The sequence below is a fragment of the uncultured Sphingomonas sp. genome (assembly GCF_964244235.1).
In the GTDB taxonomy this organism is placed as follows: Bacteria; Pseudomonadota; Alphaproteobacteria; order Sphingomonadales; family Sphingomonadaceae; genus Sphingomonas.
On the sequence record NZ_CAXTII010000014.1, the window covers coordinates 1 to 24610 of the forward strand.

General features: G+C 66.0%; 29 protein-coding genes and 1 pseudogene. 13 read left to right on the plus strand and 17 right to left on the minus strand.

Annotated elements, in window-relative coordinates; genetic code table 11:
* Positions 1-468 precede the first annotated feature (468 nt).
* Positions 469-942 (minus strand): hypothetical protein, encoded by a 474-nt coding sequence (locus tag ACFE7D_RS04270; protein ID WP_375394191.1) that lies wholly within the window; start codon positions 940-942, stop codon positions 469-471.
* Between the two features lie 22 nt (positions 943-964).
* On the minus strand, positions 965-1585 hold the full coding sequence (locus ACFE7D_RS04275) for an OmpA family protein (RefSeq protein WP_375394192.1): 621 nt from the start codon (positions 1583-1585) through the stop codon (positions 965-967).
* 239 nt (positions 1586-1824) lie between these two features.
* Here ACFE7D_RS04275 and ACFE7D_RS04280 point away from each other — a divergent pair, with 239 nt between their 5' ends.
* Positions 1825-2958 (plus strand): M42 family metallopeptidase, encoded by a 1134-nt coding sequence (locus tag ACFE7D_RS04280; protein ID WP_375394193.1) that lies wholly within the window; start codon positions 1825-1827, stop codon positions 2956-2958.
* 88 nt (positions 2959-3046) lie between these two features.
* Here ACFE7D_RS04280 and ACFE7D_RS04285 read toward each other — a convergent pair whose 3' ends face one another.
* Positions 3047-3388, minus strand: a complete 342-nt coding sequence (locus ACFE7D_RS04285; RefSeq protein ID WP_375394194.1) for a hypothetical protein — start codon at positions 3386-3388, stop codon at positions 3047-3049.
* A 214-nt stretch (positions 3389-3602) separates the two neighbouring features.
* On the opposite strand from ACFE7D_RS04285, the gene ACFE7D_RS04290 reads away from it, so the two are divergent.
* Complete coding sequence (locus ACFE7D_RS04290) at positions 3603-3824, plus strand: winged helix-turn-helix transcriptional regulator (protein WP_375394195.1); 222 nt, start codon at positions 3603-3605, stop codon at positions 3822-3824.
* 8 nt (positions 3825-3832) lie between these two features.
* Here the strand turns inward: ACFE7D_RS04290 and ACFE7D_RS04295 are convergent, their stop codons facing one another.
* Positions 3833-4297 (minus strand): DoxX family protein, encoded by a 465-nt coding sequence (locus tag ACFE7D_RS04295; protein ID WP_375394196.1) that lies wholly within the window; start codon positions 4295-4297, stop codon positions 3833-3835.
* A 77-nt stretch (positions 4298-4374) separates the two neighbouring features.
* Between ACFE7D_RS04295 and ACFE7D_RS04300 the strand changes: the two genes are divergently transcribed.
* Positions 4375-5940 (plus strand): GMC oxidoreductase, encoded by a 1566-nt coding sequence (locus tag ACFE7D_RS04300; protein ID WP_375394197.1) that lies wholly within the window; start codon positions 4375-4377, stop codon positions 5938-5940.
* Here the strand turns inward: ACFE7D_RS04300 and ACFE7D_RS04305 are convergent.
* Entirely contained in the window at positions 5916-7082 is a 1167-nt protein-coding gene (locus ACFE7D_RS04305; RefSeq protein WP_375394198.1) for an MFS transporter, read from the minus strand. The two genes, ACFE7D_RS04300 and ACFE7D_RS04305, sit on opposite strands and share 25 nt — an antisense overlap.
* A gap of 77 nt (positions 7083-7159) precedes the next feature.
* On the opposite strand from ACFE7D_RS04305, the gene ACFE7D_RS04310 reads away from it, so the two are divergent.
* Together ACFE7D_RS04310 and ACFE7D_RS04315 are read left to right on the plus strand one after the other, a co-directional pair.
* A complete protein-coding gene (locus ACFE7D_RS04310) occupies positions 7160-7984 on the plus strand; it encodes a VOC family protein (protein ID WP_375394199.1) in 825 nt (274 codons plus the stop codon).
* Between the two features lie 19 nt (positions 7985-8003).
* A complete protein-coding gene (locus ACFE7D_RS04315; RefSeq protein WP_375394200.1) occupies positions 8004-8945 on the plus strand; it encodes a Gfo/Idh/MocA family protein in 942 nt (313 codons plus the stop codon).
* Between the two features lie 36 nt (positions 8946-8981).
* Here the strand turns inward: ACFE7D_RS04315 and ACFE7D_RS04320 are convergent, their stop codons facing one another.
* The 3 genes from ACFE7D_RS04320 to ACFE7D_RS04330 form a co-directional block, all read right to left on the minus strand.
* On the minus strand, positions 8982-10124 hold the full coding sequence (locus tag ACFE7D_RS04320; RefSeq protein WP_375394201.1) for a glutathionylspermidine synthase family protein: 1143 nt from the start codon (positions 10122-10124) through the stop codon (positions 8982-8984).
* Positions 10121-10510 (minus strand): hypothetical protein, encoded by a 390-nt coding sequence (locus tag ACFE7D_RS04325; RefSeq protein ID WP_375394202.1) that lies wholly within the window; start codon positions 10508-10510, stop codon positions 10121-10123. Before ACFE7D_RS04325 ends, ACFE7D_RS04320 begins: the two co-directional genes overlap by 4 nt.
* 75 nt (positions 10511-10585) lie before the next feature.
* The gene (locus tag ACFE7D_RS04330) at positions 10586-10891 is read right to left on the minus strand and encodes a hypothetical protein (protein WP_375394203.1); all 306 of its coding nucleotides are present in this window, start codon (positions 10889-10891) and stop codon (positions 10586-10588) included.
* An 85-nt stretch (positions 10892-10976) separates the two neighbouring features.
* Between ACFE7D_RS04330 and uvrB the strand changes: the two genes are divergently transcribed.
* From uvrB to ACFE7D_RS04350, 4 genes are all read left to right on the plus strand, one after another.
* The gene (gene uvrB / locus ACFE7D_RS04335) at positions 10977-13172 is read left to right on the plus strand and encodes an excinuclease ABC subunit UvrB (protein WP_375394204.1); all 2196 of its coding nucleotides are present in this window, start codon (positions 10977-10979) and stop codon (positions 13170-13172) included.
* Between the two features lie 110 nt (positions 13173-13282).
* Positions 13283-13717 carry a hypothetical protein gene (locus tag ACFE7D_RS04340; RefSeq protein WP_375394205.1) on the plus strand — a complete coding sequence of 145 codons (435 nt, stop codon included), beginning with the start codon at positions 13283-13285 and terminating at the stop codon, positions 13715-13717.
* A complete protein-coding gene (locus ACFE7D_RS04345; RefSeq protein WP_375394206.1) occupies positions 13714-14001 on the plus strand; it encodes a type II toxin-antitoxin system RelE/ParE family toxin in 288 nt (95 codons plus the stop codon). The genes ACFE7D_RS04340 and ACFE7D_RS04345 overlap by 4 nt, the downstream gene beginning before the upstream one ends.
* Positions 13970-14290, plus strand: a complete 321-nt coding sequence (locus tag ACFE7D_RS04350) for a HigA family addiction module antitoxin (protein ID WP_375394207.1) — start codon at positions 13970-13972, stop codon at positions 14288-14290. The genes ACFE7D_RS04345 and ACFE7D_RS04350 overlap by 32 nt, the downstream gene beginning before the upstream one ends.
* Here the strand turns inward: ACFE7D_RS04350 and ACFE7D_RS04355 are convergent.
* Complete coding sequence (locus ACFE7D_RS04355; protein WP_375394208.1) at positions 14287-14658, minus strand: PRC-barrel domain-containing protein; 372 nt, start codon at positions 14656-14658, stop codon at positions 14287-14289. The two genes, ACFE7D_RS04350 and ACFE7D_RS04355, sit on opposite strands and share 4 nt — an antisense overlap.
* Positions 14659-14778: 120 nt before the next feature.
* On the opposite strand from ACFE7D_RS04355, the gene ACFE7D_RS04360 reads away from it, so the two are divergent.
* Positions 14779-15306, plus strand: coding sequence for a hypothetical protein (locus ACFE7D_RS04360; protein ID WP_375394209.1), 528 nt, complete (start codon positions 14779-14781; stop codon positions 15304-15306).
* Positions 15307-15680: 374 nt separating this feature from the next.
* On the opposite strand, the gene ACFE7D_RS04365 is transcribed toward ACFE7D_RS04360, so the two are convergent.
* Both ACFE7D_RS04365 and purE read right to left on the minus strand, forming a co-directional pair.
* Positions 15681-16748: a 5-(carboxyamino)imidazole ribonucleotide synthase gene (locus tag ACFE7D_RS04365; RefSeq protein WP_375394210.1), complete on the minus strand. Its 1068-nt coding sequence runs from the start codon at positions 16746-16748 to the stop codon at positions 15681-15683.
* A 1-nt stretch (position 16749) separates the two neighbouring features.
* On the minus strand, positions 16750-17247 hold the full coding sequence (gene purE, locus ACFE7D_RS04370; protein ID WP_375394211.1) for a 5-(carboxyamino)imidazole ribonucleotide mutase: 498 nt from the start codon (positions 17245-17247) through the stop codon (positions 16750-16752).
* Between the two features lie 81 nt (positions 17248-17328).
* Here purE and ACFE7D_RS04375 point away from each other — a divergent pair, with 81 nt between their 5' ends.
* Entirely contained in the window at positions 17329-18681 is a 1353-nt protein-coding gene (locus ACFE7D_RS04375; RefSeq protein ID WP_375394212.1) for an FAD/NAD(P)-binding protein, read from the plus strand.
* A 35-nt stretch (positions 18682-18716) separates the two neighbouring features.
* Here the strand turns inward: ACFE7D_RS04375 and ACFE7D_RS04380 are convergent.
* From ACFE7D_RS04380 to ACFE7D_RS04400, 5 genes and pseudogenes are all read right to left on the minus strand, one after another.
* A pseudogene (locus tag ACFE7D_RS04380) lies at positions 18717-19189 on the minus strand (DUF3224 domain-containing protein).
* 40 nt (positions 19190-19229) lie between these two features.
* Positions 19230-19916 carry a 2,3-diphosphoglycerate-dependent phosphoglycerate mutase gene (gene gpmA / locus ACFE7D_RS04385; protein WP_375394213.1) on the minus strand — a complete coding sequence of 229 codons (687 nt, stop codon included), beginning with the start codon at positions 19914-19916 and terminating at the stop codon, positions 19230-19232.
* Positions 19832-20206 carry a GNAT family N-acetyltransferase gene (locus tag ACFE7D_RS04390; RefSeq protein WP_375394237.1) on the minus strand — a complete coding sequence of 125 codons (375 nt, stop codon included), beginning with the start codon at positions 20204-20206 and terminating at the stop codon, positions 19832-19834. The genes gpmA and ACFE7D_RS04390 overlap by 85 nt, the downstream gene beginning before the upstream one ends.
* A gap of 176 nt (positions 20207-20382) precedes the next feature.
* Positions 20383-21492 carry a M14-type cytosolic carboxypeptidase gene (locus ACFE7D_RS04395; RefSeq protein ID WP_375394214.1) on the minus strand — a complete coding sequence of 370 codons (1110 nt, stop codon included), beginning with the start codon at positions 21490-21492 and terminating at the stop codon, positions 20383-20385.
* On the minus strand, positions 21489-22100 hold the full coding sequence (locus tag ACFE7D_RS04400) for a DUF4136 domain-containing protein (protein WP_375394215.1): 612 nt from the start codon (positions 22098-22100) through the stop codon (positions 21489-21491). Before ACFE7D_RS04400 ends, ACFE7D_RS04395 begins: the two co-directional genes overlap by 4 nt.
* Before the next feature lie 173 nt (positions 22101-22273).
* Here ACFE7D_RS04400 and ykgO point away from each other — a divergent pair, with 173 nt between their 5' ends.
* Together ykgO and ACFE7D_RS04410 are read left to right on the plus strand one after the other, a co-directional pair.
* The gene (gene ykgO / locus ACFE7D_RS04405) at positions 22274-22399 is read left to right on the plus strand and encodes a type B 50S ribosomal protein L36 (RefSeq protein ID WP_003046794.1); all 126 of its coding nucleotides are present in this window, start codon (positions 22274-22276) and stop codon (positions 22397-22399) included.
* A gap of 70 nt (positions 22400-22469) precedes the next feature.
* Positions 22470-23081 carry an HAD family hydrolase gene (locus ACFE7D_RS04410; protein WP_375394216.1) on the plus strand — a complete coding sequence of 204 codons (612 nt, stop codon included), beginning with the start codon at positions 22470-22472 and terminating at the stop codon, positions 23079-23081.
* A gap of 20 nt (positions 23082-23101) precedes the next feature.
* Here ACFE7D_RS04410 and pyk read toward each other — a convergent pair whose 3' ends face one another.
* On the minus strand, positions 23102-24580 hold the full coding sequence (pyk, locus tag ACFE7D_RS04415) for a pyruvate kinase (RefSeq protein ID WP_375394217.1): 1479 nt from the start codon (positions 24578-24580) through the stop codon (positions 23102-23104).
* Between the last annotated feature and the right edge of the window lie 30 nt (positions 24581-24610).

Here is a 24610-nt window from a genome sequence, read left to right on the forward strand (position 1 = left end):
ACGACACCTCCTTCATCGCCAAACCGTGGCCTTTTTCAGCAACCTGTTAAACGCGGTCGATCTGTCGCGGGAACCTTGATCTTGGCGAACAAGGCATATCAATGAAGCGATCGCCGATAGCTGCAAAATGGTTTTAGGTGGCCGGATTCCGCGCGTATCGCGCGCCAACTTGGGTTGAGCATCGAGGCATATTTGCGAAGCGCCGATGTATCCGCTTCCGCTAATGCTTGTCGTGTTCGGAGTAACATTATACGACCCGCTGCCATAACTAATCATCGCGCCGTGCCCCCTCCCACGCTCATCATCACCGAACAACCTATTTCGCAAAAATGAGAGCCGCCACTCAAGTATTGCGCAACTTGACCAGCTCGTTCGACAGGCTGGCAATGACCGCTATGAACCTGAACCAACTCACGGGGATGTCAGACTGGGCTGGCGCTTGGCGCACCAGCCCACGTCCGTGTCGGGTCAGCGGGGACCCTGCGGAAGGTAGGAGCGGTAGCGCGAACCGCCCTGTTCCAGGTCGCGGCTGCCGTACAATACCCCTTCGTCGGCATCGTTCAGATCATCGGCTGGTTCGGCATAGTCCCATCCCGACTGCCGCCATTCCTGCGTTCGCGCGTCGAGATCGACCGAATTCGCGTCTTCGAGCGCCTTGACGGCCGCGGGCGTCTTGTCGTCGTCGACGTCCGCCGTCAGCAGGAAACCGCCGCGACGGATGCCTTCCTCATATGTGTGACGATCCTCGCTGGGGACGAACACGTTCTTGACCGAGGCCCATAGCCCCTTGTCCTTGTCCGTCGAATACGCGGCGGCGGTCTTGTGCGTCGTTTGGTCATGTACGCTGACATGGCCCGCATCGACGCCGGCCTGACGAAGCCGCTCGGCGCCGGCGTCGGCGTCGGCCTTGGTATCGAACAATGCTGTGATGGTACGTGACATGAGAACTTCCTTTGTTGATCGATTAACGCTGGGTGACGACCAGCTCGGTGCGGCGGTTTTCCGCGCGGCCGGCGGCGGTGGCATTGGTATCGACCGGATCGGACGTTCCGCCGGTGGTGGTCTCGATTCTGCCCCCGTCGATACCCTTCGCGGTGAGTGCGGCCTTGACGCTGTCGGCCCGCGCCTTGCCGAGCGCGACGTTCGCCGCCTCGTTGCCGCGGGTGTCGGCGTAGCCGGCGATGCGGATCCGCGCCTTTGGATATTGCTTCAACGTCGCTGCGACCTGGTCGACATCCGACTGGTCGTCGGGCCGTATGTCGCTCCTGGCGGTATCGAAATTCAATTTCTCGAACGTGAACGTCTGAGGCGTGGGCTGGCTGCTGGCGAGATACCCGCCCAGTGCCGATGTGCCGGCAAGCGCGGCGACCTTGGGCGCATTCGGCGTCTCGGCGACGACGGTACTCGTGTTCGTGACCGCGGTCGTCTGCGCCGCGTCGTTGTGGTTGCAGCGGCTAAGGGCCAGCAGCAGCGCAAGCACGCCGAGCGCGAGCAGCAGCCAGGCAAGCCAGTTCGTTTTCTTCTTCTCGATATGGATATGGCTGGGCGGCGCGCCATCGGTAAGCTTGTCATTGGGATCGGCCATCGGTGATCTCCTCCTGTTGATCGTCTCGCCAACGCCCAAATCCGGATTAAGACCCGAAGGATCGTGGCCACTTGCGCTTGGTTAGTCCGTTTTTCGACACGATCGCGCTTGGCGGGCCGGGATGGCTCCTTGCGGCGAACACGGGTGTCTGAAGAGTGCATCCCGGCGGCTGTGCGTCGGCTACCCGGCTTGCGGAACATGCCGTCAACCGGCATCCTTCGGCAATCGAGGAGACATATATGCGCAGCTTGGCGTTATTGGCCGCTCTCACCCTTGCCGCGCCCGCGAGCGCGGTATCGCCCGACAGGACCGAGCGATTGCTGGCGGAGCTTGCCGATGCGCCGGGACCGTCGGGCTACGAGGAGGCGGTACGGGCGGTCATGGTGCGCGAACTGACGCCGCTTGCCGACAAGGTGACGTATGACGGCGTCGGCTCGGTGATCGCTCAGCAAGGAACCGGCGGTCCCAAGGTCATGCTGGACGCCCATATGGACGAACTCGGCGGTATGGTTCGTCGAATAACCCCGACCGGGTTCCTTTCGATGCAGATGCTTGGCGGTTGGCTCGATCAGGCGCTGCCCGATCAGCGCTGGATCATCATCGGCCGCAAGGGCCCGGTGCACGCGGTCACCGGGATCCGCGATGTTCATGTCGTGCCGGCGGAGGAGCGTACCAGGGTATTCCCGCGCGACAGTCTCTATCTCGATATCGGCGCGCGCACCGCAGCGGAGGTCGAGGCGCTCGGCATCGGCCCGGGCGATCCGGTCATACCCGACTCGCCGTTCGTGGCGCTGCCGGGGGGACGTTATCTGGGCAAGGCCTGGGATGACCGCGTCGGTTGCGCCGTCGTCATCGAGGCGCTGCGGCGTCTGCGCGCGTCGGGTCACCCAAACCAGGTCATCGTCGCGGCCACGGTCCAGGAAGAGATCGGCCTGCGCGGCGCACGTACCGCCGCCGATCTCATCAAGCCCGACATCGGCATCGCCATCGAAGGCGGCATCGCCGGGGATAGCCCCGGACGGAGCCCGGAGGAAACGCAGGCAGTGCTTGGCGCGGGCCCGGGTCTCTTCCTTTACGACAGCAGTACGCTTCCCAACCGCCGCTTCGTGACCCTCGTCGGAGACGTGGCAGCCGCGAAGAGCATCCCTCTTCAGCGCGATCTCGTGCAGGGCTATGGCGACGACAGCGCGGCGATCCAGGCAACTGCCGGCGGTGTGCCGACGATCAATCTGGTCGTGCCGGCGCGGTATACGCATGCGCACAACGGGATCATCGATCGGGCGGACTTCGACCGTACCGTCGATCTCGTCGTTGCACTGATCGAGCGACTGGACGCCCGCACCGTCGCAGGGATACGGAGTTTCGCGCCGTAGCTCGTAAAATACCGGGCCTTCTTGTTCTTCGAGCCTTTGTGTATCGAGCGGTCATTGGGGCTGGCTCCCGCGCGTATCCCCGTGCCAGCTAGATATCATGGTCGGGCTCGAGGTTCAAACCGGTCCGCATGTCCTGCGATGTCCCGACGGCGGCGGCGGGATGGCCGTCTTGCCCGGTAAGCGGAAACAGCTTGTCGAGACGACGAAGCAGCGCCGCCTCGAAATCTTCGCGTCCCCGTTTGGGCTTGTACGATACGACGATCTGATCGGCGATCGCGGTCTTGATTCGACCGATCGCCTGATCGTCCAGTACGCCCGCCTGAAGGAGTTCGGCGCATAATTGCACCAGGCCGACCGCCGTCGCCTGCGCGCGCAATCCGACCAGGCTAAGGTCGCTGTTGAGACGGCGAGCCTCTTCGTGACGGTCCATGTCTCGCTCTCCTACGGCAATTTGGGCGGTCGGCGTGTCGCCCGCATATGTGCTGGCACGTTGTAAGCGAACAACGGCTCAGCCGGTCATGTGGTTTCGCGGGAGCGCACACGGAAAAGCGAAGCAGTCGCCGGCGGCTGAGGCCGCGTCCAAGACAGAGGCGGGTGACGCGGGGGAGGGGGGTCGCCGACCGCGATCCGACTCATGGATGGGAGTGACCCAGAAGGCGTTGACGCGGCACCTGCGCCGGCCGGAATGCAACGGCCTGGTGTCCCGTCGCGTCATCCCGGTGTCGCCGATCGCGGTGAAATACGAGATCACGGACCTCGGGCGTTCGCTGCAAGGACCTTTCAAGGCGCTGTACGCCGGACGGTGCATCACTTCGCCGCCGTCGGGATCGCACGGGCAAGCCTCGATGAGCGGAGCCGCGGCCTGACGTTGCGCTCAACCCGGATGGGACGACCAGGTCGCGGGCCGCAGGACCGCGAACGGGCTTTCCGGCGTTCCCGCGAACACGACCAGCAGGAGACCACCGACGAGACCGAAATTCTTCACGAATTGCCAGAAATGCTCGCGCGCCACGCTGTCGTCGCCGGCGCTGAAGAAGTCCGGATACGCCCAGAACGGGTGATACAGAAACGCGGTGACGACGCAGAAGCCGGCCAGCAGCACGGCGGCGGGCCGGTCGAGCCAGCCCGTCACGATGCAGATCGGCGTCAGCCCCTCGACCAGGATCGCCAGCACCAGCAGCAGCGGCGCGCCGGGCAGGCCACCGCTCCCGGGCGATCGGCCCGCGTTGGTTTGCGCCAATGAATTTTTCCAGTGCCACACCTTGTCGATCGCGCTGAACGGGAACATGGCGACGAGGCAGACCCGCGCCGCGATCCAGATTGCCTCGTTCCACGTCATGGCGGGGGTTCCAACGGAGATCGGTGTGGACGCATCAAGGTTACGGCCCTGTGCGCGGGCTAACAGGAGCCACGCCGATGAGCAACGACCGCTTCGACGTCATCGTGATCGGCTCGGGCCCGGGCGGGGCTTCGCTCGCGCTCAGGCTTGCGGCGACCGGCAAGCGGATCCTGATCCTCGAGCGCGGCGACTATCTGACGCGCGAGCGCGACAACTGGAACGCACGCGCGGTGTTCGTCGACGGGAAATATCAGGTCAAGGAGACCTGGTATGACGACCGCGGCCACAGCTTCCATCCCGGTCTGCACTATATGGTCGGCGGCAACAGCAAGGTCTATGGCTCCGCACTGTTCCGCCTGCGCGAGCGCGATTTCGGGGAGATCGTCCATTCGGACGGCGTTTCCCCCGCATGGCCGCTGCCGTACGAAGTGTTCGAACCCTATTACGCGCAGGCCGAGGCGATCTACCACGTCCACGGGCAGCGTGGTCTCGATCCGAACGAGCCGCCGTCGAGCGGGCCCTATCCGTTCAAGCCGGTCGCGCACGAGCCACGGCTTCAGGCGCTGTCGGACGCTTTGGAGAAGATCGGCCACCACCCGTTTCCCCAGCCGCTCGGCATCCTGCTCGACGAGGTCGGAACGCGGGCGTCGCCGACGAGCGCCTGCATCCGCTGCGACGCGTTCGACGGTTTTCCCTGCCTGACCAACGGCAAGGCGGATGCGCAGATCGCCTGCGTCGAACCCGCGCTGGCGCACGACAATGTCACGCTCCTGACCGGGGCCTATGCCGAACGGCTGGAGACCGACGCGTCGGGGCGCACCGTCACTGCGGTGCACGTCGTGCGCGACGGCGTGGCGGAGGTCTATGCCGCCGATATCGTCGTCGCGGCGTGCGGCGCGCTCTCCTCGGCGCTGCTGATGTTCCGCTCCGCGAGCGATCGACATCCGAACGGCCTCGCCAACGGTTCGGACCAGGTCGGCCGCAACTATATGCGCCACAACAACGCCGCCTTCATGGCGGTGTCGCGCGAACGCAACGATACCGTGTTCCAGAAGACGCTGGCGCTGACCGATTTCTATTTCGGGGCGGACGACTGGGAATATCCGCTTGGCACCATCCTGACCAACGGCAAGTCCCACGGCGCGGCGGTGGAGGGCGAGGCGCTGCCCGCTTTCCTGCAATGGTTTCCCGACAAGCCGTTCGACGTGCTGGCGCAGCACGCGATCGATTTCTGGGTGATGAGCGAGGACCTGCCGTTGCCCAGCAACCGGATCACGCTCGGCAAGGACGGTCGCGTCACGCTCGCGGTGCGCCCGACCGGCGGCGAAGCGCACCGCCGCCTGCGGCACAAGCTGGGGGGGCTGCTGACGCAGGTCGATGCGCACCCGCAACTGCTCGAACGGTCGCTGTATCTGGGGAAAAACATCCCGGTCGGCGGTACCGCGCACCAGGCGGGCACGATGCGTTTCGGCACCGATCCGACGACATCCGTCCTCGATCTCCACTGCCGGGCGCATGAGATCGACAATCTCTACGTCGCCGACGCGAGCTTCTTCCCGACGATCGGCGCGGTGAACCCGACACTGACGATCATCGCCAACGCGCTACGCGTCGCCGATCACGTCGCCGAACGACTGCGCTGATCGCCCCGGCCGCGCGTCAGCAGGATCAGTGCAAGTCCGCCCGCCGCCATCGCGGCCCCTGCGACCGAGACCCAGGCGTAGCTGAGCCCGGCCGCGATCACCCCGCCGCCAAGCGCCGCGCCGATCGCGTTGCCCAGATTGAACGCCCCGATGTTGATCGACGAGGCAAGATTCGGCGCGTCGCTCGCCACGCTCATCACCCGCGCCTGCAGTGACGGCACGAGCGCGAAAGTCGCCACGCCCCACGCGAAGACAGTCGCGATCGCCGGTACGGCGCTGTGCATCGTCCAGGCAAACAGAACGAGCAACGTCACGAGCGATGAGAACACGACGATCAGTGTCGGCGTCAGCGCCTTGTCGGCGAAACGTCCACCGAGCGCGTTGCCGATGGTCAGGCCGATGCCGTAGATTACCAGCGTCACCGTTACCATATTCTGGGAGACATGGGTCACATGCTGCAGAATGGGGGCGATATAGGTGAAGACGGTGAACATCGCCGCCGAGCCGAGCACGGTCGCCAGCAGTGCGAGCAGCACGGCCGGCCGGCCCATCGCCTTCAGTTCGCGGCGGATGTCGGTCCGCGCATTCCCGGCGATCCGCGGCAAGGCCAACACAAGTGCGATCATCGCGATCACGCCGAGCCCGCCGATGCCCGCGAAGGCGGCGCGCCAGCCGATGTGCTGCCCGATCCATGCCGCCAGCGGCACCCCGCCGATATTGGCGATCGTCAGCCCGCTGAACATCGCCGCGACCGCGCCGGCACGACGCTCGGGCGCGACGAGCGACGCGGCTACCACCGATCCGACGCCGAAGAACGAGCCATGACACAGCGACGTCACGATCCGCGCCGCCATCAGCCAGCCATAGCCGGGTGCGACCGCTGCCAGGAAATTGCCGAGCGTGAACAGACCCATCAACCCGACCAGCAGAAGCTTGCGATCGAGGCGGCCCGTCGGCAGGGTCAATAGCGGCGCGCCGACCATCACGCCGAGCGCATAGCCGGTGACGAGCAGGCCCGCCGCCGGTATCGACACTTGCAGACCGGTCGCGATCACAGGCAACAGGCCCATCGGCGCGAACTCCGTCGTACCGATGCCGAACGCCCCGACCGCGAGCGCGTATAGGGGCCAATTGATTTTCATTCGTCAGACCCTCCAGCCGCCGGTACGCAGGCACCGAAACGCCGCTTGCGCGTTATCGGGTGCGTGGACACCCCGGCATGACCTCCCCGCGCATCGGGACCTCCCCGCGCATCGGGCATATCGCGCGGATCGCGTTGAACGTGCACGACCTGGACCGGGCGATCGGCTTCTATACCGATGCGCTTGCGTTCGTGATCGAGGCGCGGTCGGCGGACCGTGCGCGACTCGCGCTCGGGTCGGAGCGGATCGAATTGATATTGCGTCCGGACGGGGAGCCCTATCCGCAGCCGCGCGCCGCGAACGATCCGTGGTTCCAGCATTTCGCGATCGCGGTGGCCGACATGGCGACCGCGTACGAGCGGCTCGCTCGCGTCTTGCCGGAGCCGATCACCCGGGGCGGGCCTCAGCTTTTGCCGCCAAGCACGGGATCGGTGACGGCGTACAAGTTCCGCGACCCCGACGGCCATCCGCTCGAACTCTCGTATGCGCCTGTCAGCGACCGGGCCGGCTTGCCGAACACGGACGGCGCGGTGTTCCTCGGCATCGATCACACCGCGTTGGCGGTACGCTCGCTTGCGCCGAGCATCGCCTTCTACACCGGGCTTGGTTTCCACGTCGGATCCGAGTCGCTGAACCGGGGGCCGGAACAGGCACGGCTCGACGGCCTCGACGACGCCGTCGTCGACATCGTCACGCTGCTGACGCCCGGGCCGGGGCCGCACATCGAGCTGCTCCACTACCGGTCGCCCGAGCCGCCGGCCGTGCGCGAATGCGCGGAGGGTGACATAGCGGCCACGCAAACCCTTCTCGCGCCGTCCGGACCGCCGGCATGCGGGCAGGGGGATGCGACCATCGCGTGCCTGCGGGATCCCGACGGCCATTTGCTTCACTTTACCGCCTGAGATCGAAAAGGACCGCCAAATGGCCAAATACAAGATCGGCATCATCGGCTTCGGCAAGATCGCGCGGGATCAGCATGTCCCTGCGATCGCCGCGACGCCCGAGTTCCAGCTTGCGGCGGTGTGCAACAGCGGCGGCGGCAGCCCGCCCGATGGCGTGCCGTCGTTCGACGGCTATGATGCGATGCTGAAGGGCGTCGCCGATCTCGACGTCGTGTCGATCTGCACCCCGCCCGGCCCGCGTCGCTCGATCGCCGCGGCGTGTCTCGCGGCGGGCAAGGATGTGCTGCTGGAGAAGCCACCCGCGGGAACCGTAACCGAAGTCGCGGATATCGCGCACCGCGCCGACGCCGCCGGCAAGGTCGCGTTCGCGACATACCACGCACAGCACAACGCCGCGGTGAAGCGCGCCGCGGACATGCTGGCGGGAAAGACGCTGAAATCGCTGAGGGTCACCTGGAAGGAGGACCTGCGGCGCTGGCATCCGGGACAGGACTGGATCATGGCGGCCGGCGGGTTCGGCATCTTCGATCCCGGTATCAACGCGCTGTCGATCCTGACCCGGATCCTGCCGCAGCCGGTGTTCATCAGCGCGGCGGAATTGTTCTTCCCGGCAAACCGGGAGGCACCGATCGCCGCCAATCTGACCTTCGGCACCGGTCTGGCGACCGACGGGCAGCTTGTCGGCGAACTCGACTGGCGTCAGACCGGACCGCAGACATGGTCGGTCGATGTCGAGACGACGGACGGGACGAAGCTGACCCTGGTAGACGGCGGCGCGCAGCTGCAGACCGCCGGCGAGCCGCCGTTCGTCGGACCGGCCGACGAATATCCCGACATCTACAAGGAATTCGCCGCGCTGCTGGCCGATGGGCGGTCGAAGGTCGATGCCGTGCCGTTCCAGCTGGTCGCCGATGCCTTCATGCTTGCCAAGAGGACCGAGGTCGCCGCGTTCGACTTCTGATCCGCACCGGATCGCGCCGCGGATGGGACAACGGCCTTACCCTTCGATGACGTGAGGCACGAACCGTGCGGTGTTGCCGGTGATCAACCCGTCTTCGCGGATGCCGATCCCGGCAGGTTCGCCGTCGACGATCCAGCTGCCGATGACCGGAAAACAGCCCGGTGCGGCTTCGGGCAGATGGTACAGCGCCTGGTACACATACCCCTCGTCGCCATAAGCCCCGGTGGTCGAGGCGACGACCGCGCCGGCGCGGCGGATCGAGACGTTCGCGCCCTCCCTGGCCAGCATCGGCTTTGCGACCGCGTCGCCGGCGGGGATGTCGAACGATGTCTCGAGCAGATTGCGATGGCCGGGGAAGAGCTGCCACAAGATCGCGAGAATGGCCTTGTTCGACCAGATCATCTTCCAGATCGGCTCTATCCATACCATGCCGCCGAGGCTTTCGAGCAGCTGCGGCGCGAACGCCTCATTTACCAGCCATTCCCATGGATAGAGCTTGAATACCGCGTCGATCGGCTGTTCGGCATCGTCCACGAAGCATCGGCCGTCGTCGTCCCAGCCGATATTGTCGATGAGGATCGGGATCGTCGCGATGCCCGCCGCTTCCGCGGTATCGCGCAGATACGATGTCGTCACCGCGTCCTCGGCCGCATCGTCGGCGACATGCGCGAAATGCACCGCGGGGGGCAGGAGATGGCGGATGTCGGTCCATTTGCCGACCAGCTTGTCGTGGAGGCTGGTGAACTGGTCGAGATGCGCGAACCGTTCCTCCTTCCACGACCATTGGATCACGGCCGCCTCGAGCAGCGATGTCGGCGTGTCGCAGTTGAATTCGAACAGCTTGGGTGGCCCGGCACCGTCATAACCGAGATCGAAGCGGCCGAAATTCAATGCGGGCGGTTCGGCGTCCCAGGCATCGCGGACGGCCTGATGGAATATCGGCGGAATGCAGAACCGGTCGAGCAGTGTCTGGTCGTCGACGATCGCCTGCCCGGCCGCGAGGAACAGCCGGTAGAGTTCGGCCGTCGCATCCTCGATCTGCTCGATCTGCGTGCCCGTGAAGCTGTAATAGGCGCTTTCGTTCCAATAAGGCTGTCCGGCGCTGGTGTGCCAGATCAGGCCCTCGGCTTCGACCTTCGTATGCCAGTCGGGCCTGGGCTCGATCTCGATCCGTCTCACTCGCCGGCACCGCCGCCGAAACCCCCGAAGCCGCGCGCCGACGACCCGAACCCGCCGCGCGATATCGCCGCAGAGCGGGTCATCGCACTCCCGGCGGGCGCGCGCGCATAGGCCGCGCCGGCGGCCGGCCTGAACGATCCGCCGCCGACATGCTGGCCGTAATAGGGGATCACGCTGTTGCGGCCGAGATAATACCACAGAAAGGCGGTACCCATGCCCCCGCCCCCGACATGCCGCTGGCATTCGGCGTCGGGCACGCGATTACCCTGCCGGTCGGTGCAGATCGCGGTGTTATCGGTGGCGGTCCACCCATTGTCCCGCTGGCCGCAGCCCGACACCAGCAGCGCCGCGGCTACGCCGGTGGTGATTTTCAGATCGAGTTTCATGGCATCCCCCCGGTCATATTGGCAGCGCCTGGTCGCACGGGCAATCGGCTTCGATGAGTCTGATCGGTTTGACCGTCACAGCGTCTTCGCCTTCGCATTCGCCCATTTCTCCCCGGCGTCGCCGCCCCACAACAGCCAGGCGATGAAGCCGGCGGACGGATCATCGTTCGAGTTCCATTTGTGCGTGCCGCCGTCCTTGTCGACCGCATGGCGAGCGAAATAACCGTGCATCGACTTCACATCGTCCTCGCTGAGGTCCGCGCCCTCGGCAAGCCGATTCGTACGCCGGACGCCGACATCGGTACCGCCGCGACCGAACTTCTCGCGTAGACGCAGCCCGCGCCGCGCCGCGGACGCCATTCCCTGATTGGGTCTGAACATGCGATCGCCATGATGTGCCGGCCGGGGCGCGCGCCGGCTTCCACGTTCGTTGCGCGTTGCCGCGATCGGACCCATATTCGGAAGCATGGCCATCCAGATCCGCACCAGCCTCGCCGAGCCCGAAACCGACGGCTCGTTCGTACCGCACCGCCCGCAGCGGCCGCAAAAGGTGGAGGGCGGCAAGGCCTTCCGGATCGTCAGCGAATACAGCCCAAGCGGCGATCAGCCGGGCGCGATCGCCGAACTGGCCGCGGCGGCACTGGACGGCGAGCGCGACCAGGTGCTGCTCGGGGTGACCGGTTCGGGCAAGACCTTCACGATGGCGAAGGTTATCGAGCAGTTGCAGCGGCCTGCGCTGATCCTCGCACCCAACAAGATCCTGGCGGCGCAATTATATGGCGAGATGAAGTCGTTCTTCCCCGGCAATGCGGTCGAATATTTCGTCAGCTATTACGACTATTACCAGCCCGAAGCATACGTGCCGCGGTCGGACACGTACATCGAGAAGGAAAGCTCGGTGAACGAATCGATCGACCGGATGCGGCACTCCGCGACGCGTGCGCTGCTGGAGCGGGACGACGTCATCATCGTCGCGTCGGTGTCGTGTCTCTACGGCATCGGTTCGGTCGAGACCTATTCGGCGATGATCTTCGACCTGAAGAAGGGCCAGACCGTCGACCAGCGCGAAATCGTCCGCAAGCTGGTAGCGCTGCAATACAAGCGCAACGACGCGGCGTTCCAGCGCGGCGCTTTCCGGGTGCGCGGCGATACGCTGGAACTCTTCCCCTCGCATTACGAGGACAGCGCCTGGCGGATTGCGTTCTTCGGCGACGAGATCGAGGAGATCACCGAATTCGATCCGCTGACCGGCAAGAAGGTCGCGTCGCTCAACTCGGTCCGTGTCTATGCCAACAGCCATTACGTCACTCCCGGCCCGACGCTGAAACAGGCGGGGGAGGCGATCAGGCACGAGCTGTCGGAACGGCTGAAGGAACTGGTGATCGAGGGCAAGCTGCTGGAGGCGCAGCGGCTGGAGCAGCGGACGAATTTCGACCTCGAGATGATCGCCGCGACCGGCAGCTGCAACGGGATCGAGAATTACAGCCGCTTCCTGACCGGTCGCCTGCCCGGCGAACCGCCGCCGACCTTGTTCGAATACCTGCCCGAGAACGCGCTGCTGTTCGTCGACGAAAGCCATGTGACGATCGGCCAGATCAACGGCATGTCGAGGGGCGATCACCGCCGCAAGCTGACGCTCGCCGAATATGGCTTCCGCCTGCCCTCGGCGATCGACAACCGTCCGCTGCGCTTCAACGAATGGGACGCGATGCGCCCGCAGACCACCTATGTCTCGGCGACGCCGGGGGGGTGGGAGATGGAGCGCACCGGCGGCGTCTTCGCCGAACAGGTCATTCGCCCCACCGGGCTGATCGATCCGCCCGTCGAGATCAAACCCGTCGAAGAGCAGGTGCAGGACCTGATCGTCGAATGCCGCAAGACGACGGAGGCCGGCTATCGCACGCTCGTCACGACGCTGACCAAGCGGATGGCGGAGGATCTGACCGAATATATGCACGAGGCGGGAATACGCGTCCGCTACATGCACAGCGATGTCGAGACGCTGGAGCGGATCGAACTGATCCGCGATTTGCGGCTGGGCGTGTACGACGTGCTGATCGGGATCAACCTGCTGCGCGAGGGGCTCGACATCCCCGAATGCGGGCTGGTCGCGATCCTGGATGCGGACAAGGAGGGGTTCCTCCGAAGCGAGACCTCGCTGATCCAGACCATCGGCCGCGCCGCGCGCAACGTCGACGGGCGGGTGATCCTGTATGCCGACCGGATCACCGGATCGATGGAGCGCGCGATGAACGAGACCGCACGCCGCCGCGAAAAGCAGGTCGCGTATAATAGCGAACACGGCATCACTCCGCAGACGATCCGCCGCAACATCGGCGACATCATCGCGCATGTCGCGAGCGGCGATCAGGTCACGATTCCCATCGATGAAGACCGCCCGCACATGGTCGGCCACAATCTGCGCGCCTATATCGAGGACCTGGAAAAGCAGATGCGCAAGGCCGCGTCCGACCTCGAATTCGAAACCGCCGGGCGCCTCCGCGATGAAATCCGACAGCTGGAAAACGACGAACTGGGCCTGTCGGTGGATCAACAAAAGGCGCCCGTGATGGGACGGAGCAACGAGGGCAAGGCGGGGACGCGCAAAGGGCGATACGGGCGAGAAAGCAAGATGCGGATGGGGGGATCGCGGTCGCGGTGAAGCCGCCGCGAAGCCGCTTCGAAGCCCCTTCATAAATAGCTTGTCCCTTGCCATCGGCTACACCTGAGGCTATACTGAGGCTATAGAGGGTGCGATTGGAAGGGAATTCGATGAAAGCTCAGTTTGGCAAGGTAGAGGTGGAAGGCACGCCCGCCGAAATTGCTGAATTGCTTCGTTCCATGCAATCCTCAGTGAATCTGCCCGAACCTGGACGACCGATCTCCCTGCGTAAATACGTGGACGAAAACACAGCATATAAGGTGCTTAAGCGACGTCCTCTGTCGAAAGAGCAGGTCGCCATGTTGAAAACCATCAAAATGAACCAGCCGCGCTGGACCTCCGCGATCGAACTACAGAAAGCGACTGGCTATTCGCCCGCGCAGCTAGCCGGACTGCTCGGGGCATTTGGCAGGCGGGTGACCGGCACGCCCGGCTACCGACAGGGCAGCTGGTGGTTCGAGCAGGAGTGGAGCTACGATCAGGGCTGCAATCGCTATCGCTTCCCGGAAAGCGTGTCGATGGCCGTGACTAGGGCTGGGTTATGATCCGCTCGTTCGCCGACCCCGAAACCGAACGCATCTGGCGCGGCGAACCCAGCCGCCAGCTTCCGCCCGACATTCAGCGCAGCGCGCGCCGCAAACTCCGCCAGCTCGACAATGTCGAACGTCTCGACGAACTCCGCATCCCCCGCGGCAATCGGCTGGAACAGTTGAAAGGCTTCATGCCTTTACGATATAGCGTCCGGATCAACGACCAGTGGCGGATCACCTTCCGCTGGTCGGAAGGAGGCGCGGACGATGTCCGGATCGAGGATTACCATCGCGGATGACGATCGGTTGGACAACGTCCATCCGGGCGATATCTTGCGCGAGGATTTCCTCGTCGGCAGCGAAATCCCGATTGAGGAGGTCGCGCTGGGTGCCGGCATCGATCCGATCGTGTTGCGCGATATCGTCGCGAGCGAGCGGGATATCGATCCGTCGATCGATGCGCGCCTTACGCGTTATTTCCGTATGTCTGACGGCTTCTTTCTGCGGCTTCAGGTCAGTTACGATGTTGAGGAAGTGCAGCGCAACGAGTCCGCTGCGCTCGACCGCATCGTTCCCCGCGCCGCCTAACTTGCCGCCAGATTCTCGGCGGCCGTCTCGTAATAGCGTGCCACCCGGTCGGCATAGGCCTGGTCGAACACCGGCGCGTTGTTCGCCCAGCTTGGGCCGCCTTCCAGTACACGCCGGTCGATCGTGACGACATACATGTCGCGGACCGGGTCGAAAGTCAGCAGCGCAAAAGGCAGCGGATAGAAACTCCTGCCCATCCCCAGAAACCCGCCGAGCGACAGCACCGCATGCGTCACCCGGCCCGCACCCTTGTGGACCATGAAGGCATGGACGGTGCCGACCGCATCGCCGTCGCGGCTTTCGACCTTCATCGTGCCGCTGACATTGGCCTGGACGAGCTGCTGGGTCGGGGCGGCGGTGTCGGTCATATGTTGATCTCCGTTCGATAGGGAAACATGCGTTGACCGCCGGCGGTTCCCCGCACGCTGCGGTCGGCGTGGCGCGATGCGGCTTGAGCGGGGGGACGCAGGCGCATAACGGTGCAGGCGATGCGTTTCATTTTTCCCCTCGCCACCATCCTCCTGCTGGCCGCCTGTACCGCGCCGCGCCCGGTCGCACCGCCGGCACCGGTTACCGTCGCGACGCCCGCGCTGCCGCCGCCGCCTAAACCCGCCGCCGTCGGGCCCGACCGGCGCGACTGGCCGCCGACGCCGGGCGTGTGGAGCTACCGCCGGGATTCGCGGGGGTCGATTGCGTTGTTCGGGCCGGCGTATAGCGAAGCGATGCTGGTGCTGCGCTGCGACCGGGCGGCGCGCATGCTATATCTGTCGCGCGCCGGCGACCATGCGGCAACGCTGACGCTTCGAACCACCAGCCTTACCCGAATGCTGAATGCCGTCCCGACCGATAATGCGGAGGAACCGTTCATCGCGGTTGCGATTACGCCCGGCGATCCGCTGCTCGATGCGATGGGGTTTAGTCGCGGGCATTTCGTGCTGGAACAGTCAGGCATGCCGCCGCTGGTCGTCCCCGCCTGGGCCGAGATCGAGCGAGTGACGGAGGATTGCCGCGGTTGATCGGCCATGCGTCGATTTTGCACCGATCCCGCATTACGACACTTGCATCGTGGCTTCGTATGACTCACATTGCGGACGTCGCCAGCGATGGGGGCAATTGGCTATCAACAAGCGAAAGGAGGTGATCCGATGTCTCATGGTTCAGCAGTGAGTTCGGTTCGGTTCGTTCGGGAGGCGCGCCGCTGATCCGCCGGGCCCGGTCGGGGAGGATCCTCTCCCAGTCAACGATCGAGGGTCCATAGGATAAGCGGAGCATGGTCTCCCGGGCTGGAGCTCTCCGGCCGCTGACCATGTCAGGAGGTTGTCGGGTCGCAGGGATGCGCCCGGCAACCTCTTTTCATTTCGGGCTCTTTCATTTCCGGATTGCGTGAAGGCTACCGCGTTACCCGCGTCACATGCCCCATCTTGCGCCCCGGTCTGGCCTCGCCCTTGCCGTAGAGGTGAAGATGCGCCGCGGTTTCCGCCAGCAGCGGATCGACCGCGACATCGCCGATGAGGTTTTCCATCCGGGCCTCGCGCCCGGTCAGCGCGGTCGATCCGAGCGGCAGGCCGCAGATCGCGCGGATATGGTTTTCGAACTGCGAACAGTCCGCGCCCTCGATCGTCCAGTGTCCCGAATTATGCACCCGCGGTGCCATTTCGTTGAACACCGGGCCATCCGGCGTCGCGAAGAACTCCACCGTCAGCACGCCGACATAGCCGAGCGCCTCCGCGATCGCCTCCGTGAGCGCGGTCGCGGGCGCGGTCTGTTCGGCGATCTCGGGGGCGGGCACCCGCGACGTGCGAAGGATCGCGTCGCGGTGGACGTTGAGCGGCGGGTCGTAGCGCGCCACCCGCCCGCCCGCGTCGCGCGCGATCAGTACGGAGAACTCATGCACGAACGGCACGAACGCCTCCAGCACCGCGCCTTGCCCGATCGCCGCCCAGGCCGCGTCGGCGCTTGGGCCATCGTCGATCCGCGCCTGCCCCTTGCCGTCATAGCCGAAGCGCGTGGTCTTCAGGATCGCAGGGAAACCGGTGACCTGGAGCGCGGCGTCGAGGTCCGCGCGGCTATCCACCGCGGCCCATAACGCAGGACGTCCGCCCAATCCCTCGACGAAGCGCTTTTCCGCGATCCGTTCCTGCGCGACGCGGAGCGCACGGGGGTGCGGATGGACGGGCACGCGCTCCGCCAGCCATTCGACCGGGCCGACCGCGACATTCTCGAACTCATAGGTCACGACATCGCAAGCGGCGGCAAAGTCGGCCAGGACGATCCGGTTGTGATAATCCGCCCGCGTCAGGCTGGTCGCGGTCTGCGCCGCCACGCTCTCGCGGTCGGGGGCGAGGACGTGGGTGCGATAGCCAAGCTGCGCGGCGGCGACCGCGAGCATCCGTCCGAGCTGCCCCCCGCCCAATATGCCGATCGTACCGCCGGGGCGGATGCGCGGGGGCTCGATCATCTCAGCGCGGATCGGTCGCGACGCCGCCGGTCTGGCTCGCGCGCCAGGTCTTCAGCCGCTCCGTCAGCGCATCGTCCGCGGTCGCCAGGATCGCCGCTGCCAGCAGCCCGGCATTAATCGATCCGGCCTTGCCGATCGCCAGCGTCCCCACGGGGACGCCGCCCGGCATCTGGACGATCGACAACAGGCTATCCATGCCCTTCAACGCCTTTGACTCGACCGGCACGCCGAGCACCGGCAGATGCGTCAGCGCGGCGACCATGCCCGGCAGATGTGCCGCACCGCCCGCGCCGGCGATGACGACCTTCAGACCCCGGTCCGCGGCGGTCCCCGCATAGTCGTACAATCGTTTGGGCGTACGATGCGCGGACACGACCTTCGTCTCATGCACGACACCCAGCACGTCGAGGACATGCGCGGCGTGGCGCATCGTCTCCCAATCGGATGTGGACCCCATGATGATGCCGACAACGGGGTGGTTGCTGGGAGGCTGCGTCATGAACGGCGGTTAGCCTTGCCGCCGGGACGAGGCAATGGCCGCGGACTATCCGCCACCCCGTCACGCGGTTATCCATCACCCATGATCGATCACGTCGCCATCGTCGGTGCGGGCTTTTCAGGGACGCTGCACGCGATCAACCTGCTCCGTCACGATGGCCCGCGCGCGACGTTGATCGAACGCAGCGACGTGGCGGGCGAGGGGCTCGCGTACGGCGCGGCGCATCCCGACCATCTGCTGAACGTCCGTGCCGCCGGGATGAGCGCGTTTCCCGACGATGCCGATCATTTCTGCCGCTGGCTGACCGCGCGCGGGATCGCCGATCCGGACGCGACGTTCGTGCCGCGGCTGACCTACCGCGCGTATCTCGCGGGTCTGCTGGCGGAGGCGCGCGCGCGGGCCGGCGACCGGTTGCAACTGGTCCGCGGCGATGTCGTCGATCTTCGGCGCAATGGCACGGGCGGGCGCCTGACGCTGGCGGACGGCCGTACGATCGATGCCGACGCCGCGGTGCTCGCGATCGGCAACCTGCCGCCGCACACCCCGCCGGGCTTCGATCCCGACCGGTTGCCGCGCGGTCGGTACAAGCCCGATCCCTGGGCGGCGGATGTCGCCGAAGGGCTGCAGGATGACGACACCGTACTGGTGCTGGGTACCGGGTTGACGATGGTCGATGTCGTGCTGATGCTGGACGCGCGCGGATTCGGCGGCCGGATCGTCGCCCTGTCGCGGCGCGGGCTGCTGCCGCATCGCCATGCGCCGGCACCCAACCCCGATCCACGCCGCGACCGCCCGGGCACGACCGCGTCGGCGCTGCTGCGCGACGTTCGCGCGCGCGGGGCGGCGATCGGCTGGCGCGCGGCGGTGGACGAGCTTCGCCCGTTCAACCAGGCGATGTGGCGCGCTGCTGACGGGGCGCAGCGCGCGCGCTTCCTCCGCCATCTGCGCCCATGGTGGGATATCCATCGCCACCGCCTCGCCCCCGCGGTCGCGGACCGCATCGAGGGCTTGCGCGCCGACGGTCGATTGACGCTGATTGCGGGCAAGACGATCGCCGCCGATCCGATCGACGGCGCGGTCGCGGTGACGTGGCGACCGCGCGGGTGCGCCACGCCGGAGACGATGCGAGTCGCCCGCATCGTCAATTGCACCGGGCCGCAGGGCGACCTGTCGCGCACCACCGACCCGCTGGTGGCGCGCCTGGTGGAGACGGGCGCGATCCGGCCCGACGCCGCGCGACTGGGCATCGACGTCGATCCGCAGGCGCGAACGATCGGCCGCGACGGCTGCGCGAACGACTGGCTCTACGCGCTCGGCCCGATGACGCGCGGCGCGTTCTGGGAAATCGTCGCGGTTCCCGACCTGCGCGTGCAGACCTGGACGCTGGCGCGGCGGCTGTCGCATGCGCAGTGGGTCGGGTGGGAGGGGTTATAGTCGCTCCCTCCCGCTTGCGGGAGGGGAGAAGAAACTTACCGCTCCGTCGGCAACACGTAACTAAACCGATAGGCGTGCTTGCCTGGCGAAACCTCGATCTCCATCGTTCCACCGATCCCCAACAGGCCGTCGGTGCCAGAGTCCGGCACGACGCCGACGCTCAGCGAAGACGCGCCGCGATTCATCGTGCCACTATGCTGGAGCGCGAAGCTGCCGCGATGGCCTGCGACCGTACCCGTCACCCGCTCCATCGCGACGTAGCCCGCCGAACCGGACGTGGGGTGCGGATCGCCAGCATCTGGCCCGCGCTGGTTCCCTCAAGATCGCCGTGAAAGGTCTTGGCGATCATCATGCTGCCAACCGCCGCATCGGGTGTGCCGACCGGCGTCAGGCTGACGTCGAATGTGCCCGTCGCGACATGCTGGCTCATGGCTCTTTTTCCTGGTTCGGTCGCCGATGTCGTCTGCGCGAGGACGATGGTCATCAGGACCGCGTGGCGAATCATCATAGTACGGAAGGTGCCGCGAAGGCGGCGGCCTGACAAGCCTTCACCGGTCCTTCAAATAATAGCGGTCGATCGCCGTCAGATCGTCCGCCAGTTCGTACACGATCGGCTGCCCGGTCGGGATCTCCAGGCTCGTGATTTCATCGTCGGCGATCCCCGACAAATGCTTGACCAGCGCGCGCAGCGAATTGCCGTGGGCGGAGATCAGGACGCGTTGGCCGTCCTTCAGCGCAGGCGCGATCGTCGCGTCCCAATAGGGTAGCACGCGCGCAATGGTGTCCTTCAGGCTTTCGGTCGACGGGATCGCGATGCCGGCATAGCGGCGGTCCTTCGACAGGTCGTAGGCACTGTCCGCTTCCAGCGGCGGGGGCGGGATGTCGAAGCTGCGGCGCCAGACATGGACCTGCGCATCGCCGTGCTTCGCCGCGGTCTCGGCCTTGTCGAGGCCGGTCAGCCCGCCATAATGCCGCTCGTTCAGCCGCCAGTCCTTCTCCACCGGCAGCCAGAGCCGCCCCATCGCCTCCAGCGCGAGGTCGAGCGTCTTGATCGCGCGCGTCTGGAGGCTGGTGAAGGTCAGGTCGAAATCCAGGCCCTTCGCCGCCATCAGCTCCCCCGCCGCCTTGGCCTCGGCCACGCCCCGCCCGGTCACATCGACATCCCACCAGCCGGTGAAGCGGTTTTCCAGGTTCCAGACCGACTGGCCGTGGCGGAGCAGGACGAGGGTTGGCATCGACGGGTTCCTACAGTGATAACGTCATGAAGCGGTTGTGCGGGCTGGGCGGATAGCCACCGAAGACCGGCCCGTCCACGAAGCCGAAGCGTTCGTACAGCGCATTCGCGGCGGCGAAGGAGGCCGCGGTGCCCGTTTTCCAGGCTGACCCGCCGGTAACCACGGGCGCGCGCCGTTTCCACCAGACGAGCCAAGATCGCATGACCGACGCCTTGGCGGAGGTGTGCCGGTACCGTACGCATCGACTTCACTTCGCCGTGCCGGTCGACCAGATCCTTCAGCGCACCCATCCCCGCAAGCGTACCGCCGCGCCACGCGGTCCAGAAGGTGATGGTGGGCAAGCACAGTCCACCGGAACCGAGCGCGTGACTGTTCTCGACCGGTGTATCCGCATGAGCGGCGGCGACGTGGAACGCGATCAGCGCCGCGACATGGGGCGCCCCCGGATCGTCTTCGCGCAATTCGATCACAGCGTGTCGATCATCCCCGCAAGCGTCTCCAGCATCGCAACCGCGAGGCGTTTCGACCGTTCGCCCGACCAGCCATGCACCGGATCGGGGTTGGGATCATGATCCTTGAACGGCATCTCCAGCGTCATGCTGACCGAGCCGAAGCGTTCCGCCAGCTGGTTGGTCGACATCGACAGGTTCGCCTTGCCGGGCGGCGATTTCGGATAGCCCTTCTCGATCTGGAAATCGGCGCTGTGGTCGGCAAGCGCGCGCCTATAGGCGTACAGCTTCTCACCATGCGCGTCCGTCCAGGACGGAATGCCCTCATACCCCGCGATGAAGTTCGCCGGGATCGCCTCGTCGCCGTGAATATCCATCGCGACATCGACGCCGGTCTCGTCCATGCGGGCGCGGACGCATAATATCTCGGGGCTTCGTTCGGCGCTCGGCGAATGCCATTCGCGGTTGAGGTTCACCCCCGCGGCGTTGGTGCGCAGATGCCCCCGCGCCGTGCCGTCGGGGTTCATGTTAGGGACGATATGGACGGTCGCGTGCGCCAGCAGCGGCACGGCCGCGGGACTGGTCAGCCAGTCGAGCGCGCCCTCCATCCACCATTCCGCCATCGATTCGCCGGGGTGCTGGCGGGCATAGAGCCACACCTGCTTCTTGCCGGCACCGATCGTCACATAGTCGATCGACCGCCCGTCGAGGCTTTGGCCCAGTTCGCGGTGCGTGACGCCCGGCCGTGCGGCGATGCGTGCGATCAGGTCGGCGTGACGTTCGGTGCTGTACGGTTCGAAATAGGCAAACCAGATCAGGTCACCCTCGACCGCGCAATCGAACGACAGCACGCCATCGTCGTAGCGCGTGTCGATCATGCGCCAGTCGATCCGGTCGTCGCTGGCACGTGTCTTGTAGCCAGGCCAGCCGAAGGGATAGGCGGATTCGCCCGCGTTCAGGATGCGGCAGGTGATCGTGCGTCCGCCGGCACCTGCAACGCGGAAATAGAACCATTGATAGAAGTCGGACTGGCGGTCGGCGAAGATCTCCAGATCGATGATGTCGCCGTCCACCTTCACGAGACGGATATTGCCGCTGTCGAACGCGGCGTTGATACAGATGCTCATTTGACCTCGATAGTGCGCCCCGACTGTCCCGGGAACCCGGCGAACATCGCACCGGCCAGTTTGTCCGCCATCGCCGACGTGGTCGCAGCCATGGTGCTCATATCCGCTGCGCCGTGGGCATGGCCTTCCCACACCGCGCTCTGGTCCGCACGGCGCTTTATCGTGACGTCCAGCTGCGTCAGCAGGACGCGGCGCGGGCCGCTGCCGCCGACGGGGAAGCCGACCCCGCCCTCGCCACCGACGCCACCGCCGCGCCCGAAGCTGCCGCCGCCGATGCCAAGCCCGATGCTGAACGGCGCGCGGCGCGGCGGACCGAAGCCGTCGGTGCTGCTGAAGCCGACGGTCACCTCATAGGTCGGCGTCGTACCGGGCGCGGCGATCGTGAACCCCGCCGCCGCCAGCTGGCGCTGGACCGCATCCGCATAGGGGCGGAATTCCAGCCCAGCCTGGCGATCCGGGGTGCCGGGTATGACCGCAACGGTGCCGTGCTCGATCGGCTGGTCGAGATGATAGCGCACGACCTCGGTCGGCGGCTGGTGCGGCGTCGTCGCGCAACCCGCGAGCGCGGTGCCCGCCACCATCATCGATCCAAGCAGACGAAGTTTCATCACGCACACCCCTGACGATCCGGTTGCCGGCTCGGCGAACCCTGTCATCCACCGCCAACGCGCGTCGCGCAAGCGGGGTCCTTCGGCGGGGTCCGTTGCTTGACTTCGCGGCGGGGGCCCCTTAGGCGACCGCTCTTTCCCGAACACCGTCAAACCAGCAGAAGCGATCGACCATGAAGATCCGCAATTCCCTGAAGTCGCTGAAGGACCGGCACCGCGATAATCGCGTGATCCGCCGCCGCGGCCGGACCTATGTCATCAACAAGACGAACCGGCGGTTCAAGGCGCGGCAAGGCTGAGGCCAGCGGCGCGATAGCGTCAGCCGACGACACGGAATTCACTTCCGTGTCCGACCAGGCGAATTCACTGATGAACGCGCCCAGGAATGTCGTATTCGACATCGGCAACGTGCTGTTCGACTGGGATCCGCGGTTCCTGTACGAGCGTCTCATCCCGCCGGGTGAGGCGCTCGATGCGTTCCTGCGCGATGTCGTCACGCGCGCCTGGCATTTCCAGCATGACGAGGGACGGCCGTTCGCGGAGACATCCGCGGAATTGACCGCACGCTATCCCGAACATGCCGCGCTGATCGCCGCCTGGGGGCCGCGCTTCGCCGAATCGATCCGCGGCGAAATTCCCGGAATGGTCGCACTGGTCGAGGAACTCGATGCGGCCGGCGTGCCCTTGTTCGCGATCACCAATTTCTCGGGCGAATTCTTTCGGCCGTTCCGCGCACGACATGCCTTGTTCGACCGGTTCCGCGATATCGTCGTCTCGGGGGACGAGAAACTGGTGAAGCCGGATGCCGCGATCTACCGGCTGGCGCTCGACCGGTTCGGGATCGTGGCGGAGGACGCAGTGTTCATCGACGACAGCACGGTGAACGTGATCGGTGCGCGGGACGTCGGGATGACCGCGCTGCATTTCGTCGGCGAACCGACGCTGCGCGGTCAGTTGCGGCAATTGGGGCTCCCGGTCTGACGAGCATCGCTTCGGATCGCTCAATCCCGCCCCTTCAGTTCATCCCCCACGATCTGCACGACGTGCAGCACGTTGGTTGACCCAGGCGTCCGGAACGGGACGCCCGCCATCACGATCACCCGGTCGCCCGCCTTCACCAGCCCCTGGCGAAGCGCGATCCGCTTGGCCTTGGCGACCATTGCCTCGAACGATTCGACGTCGCGCGTGTGAACATTGTGCGCGCCCCATAGCAGCCCGAGCCGCCGTGCGGTTTCCATCCGCGGCGTCAGCACCAGGATCGGCACCGGCGGCCGATCGCGTGCGACGCGGCGGGCGGTCGATCCCGATGTCGTGAAGCAGATGATCGCCGCTGCGCCGACCGTCGCCGCGATCGACTTCGCCGCTTCGGACAGCGCGTCCGCGGTCGTCGCATCGGGCCGCGTGATCGTGAAGCCGATCCGCTGCGCATAGCCGGGATCTGCCTCGACCTCTTTCCCGATCGCATTCATCATCGCCACCGCCTCGACCGGCCAGTCGCCCGCCGCGCTCTCCGCCGACAGCATGATGACGTCCGCCCCGTCATAGATCGCGGTCGCAACGTCGGACACTTCGGCGCGGGTCGGCGAGGGCGATTTGATCATCGATTCGAGCATCTGGGTCGCTACCACCACCGGCCGACCCATCCGCCGCGACACCTCGACGATCCGTTTCTGCAAGGGCGGCACCGCCTGGGGCGGCATCTCGACGCCCAGATCGCCGCGCGCGACCATGACGCCGTCGCAGGCCTCGACGATTTCCTCCAGCCGCTCGATCGCGGCCGGCTTCTCGATCTTCGCGAGCAAGGCCGCCTTGCCGCCGATCAGCTTGCGAGCTTCCCACAGGTCCTCGGGCCGCTGCACGAAGCTGAGCGCGATCCAGTCGACGCCCTGGTCGACCGCGAACGCCAGGTCACTCCGGTCCTTTTCGGTCAGTGCCGGTACGGGCACGACCACGTCGGGGACGTTCAGCCCCTTGTTGTTCGACAGCGGGCCGCCGACTTCGACCGTCGTAACGATCCGGGTCGCGTCGTGATACGTCACGCGCAGCACCAGCTTGCCGTCATCGAGCAGCAGCCGCGCGCCGGGTTCGATCGCGGCGAAGATCTCCCGGTGCGGCAATTCCACGCGTGTCGCGTCGCCGGGGGTCGGATCGCGATCGAGCACGAAGATGCTGCCGGACACCAGATCGACGCGGCCGCCGAGGAACGTGCCGACGCGAAGCTTGGGCCCCTGAAGGTCCGCGAGGACCGTCGAGGGCCGCCCGAACTTCTTCTCCAGCGACCGGATCGCCTGGATGACCGCGATCTTCGACCGCTGGTCGCCGTGGCTCATGTTCACCCGGAACGCGTCGGCACCCGCCCGGAACAACGTCGCGATCATTTCGGGCGTGTCGCTGGCCGGACCGAGCGTGGCCAGGATCCGGACCTGCCGCGAACGGGGGCTGATGGCCTTCATCGGCGTAACGTCCTTCGGCTTGTCCATCGTCGCCTCTAGCCTCTATCGCGGCGCGAT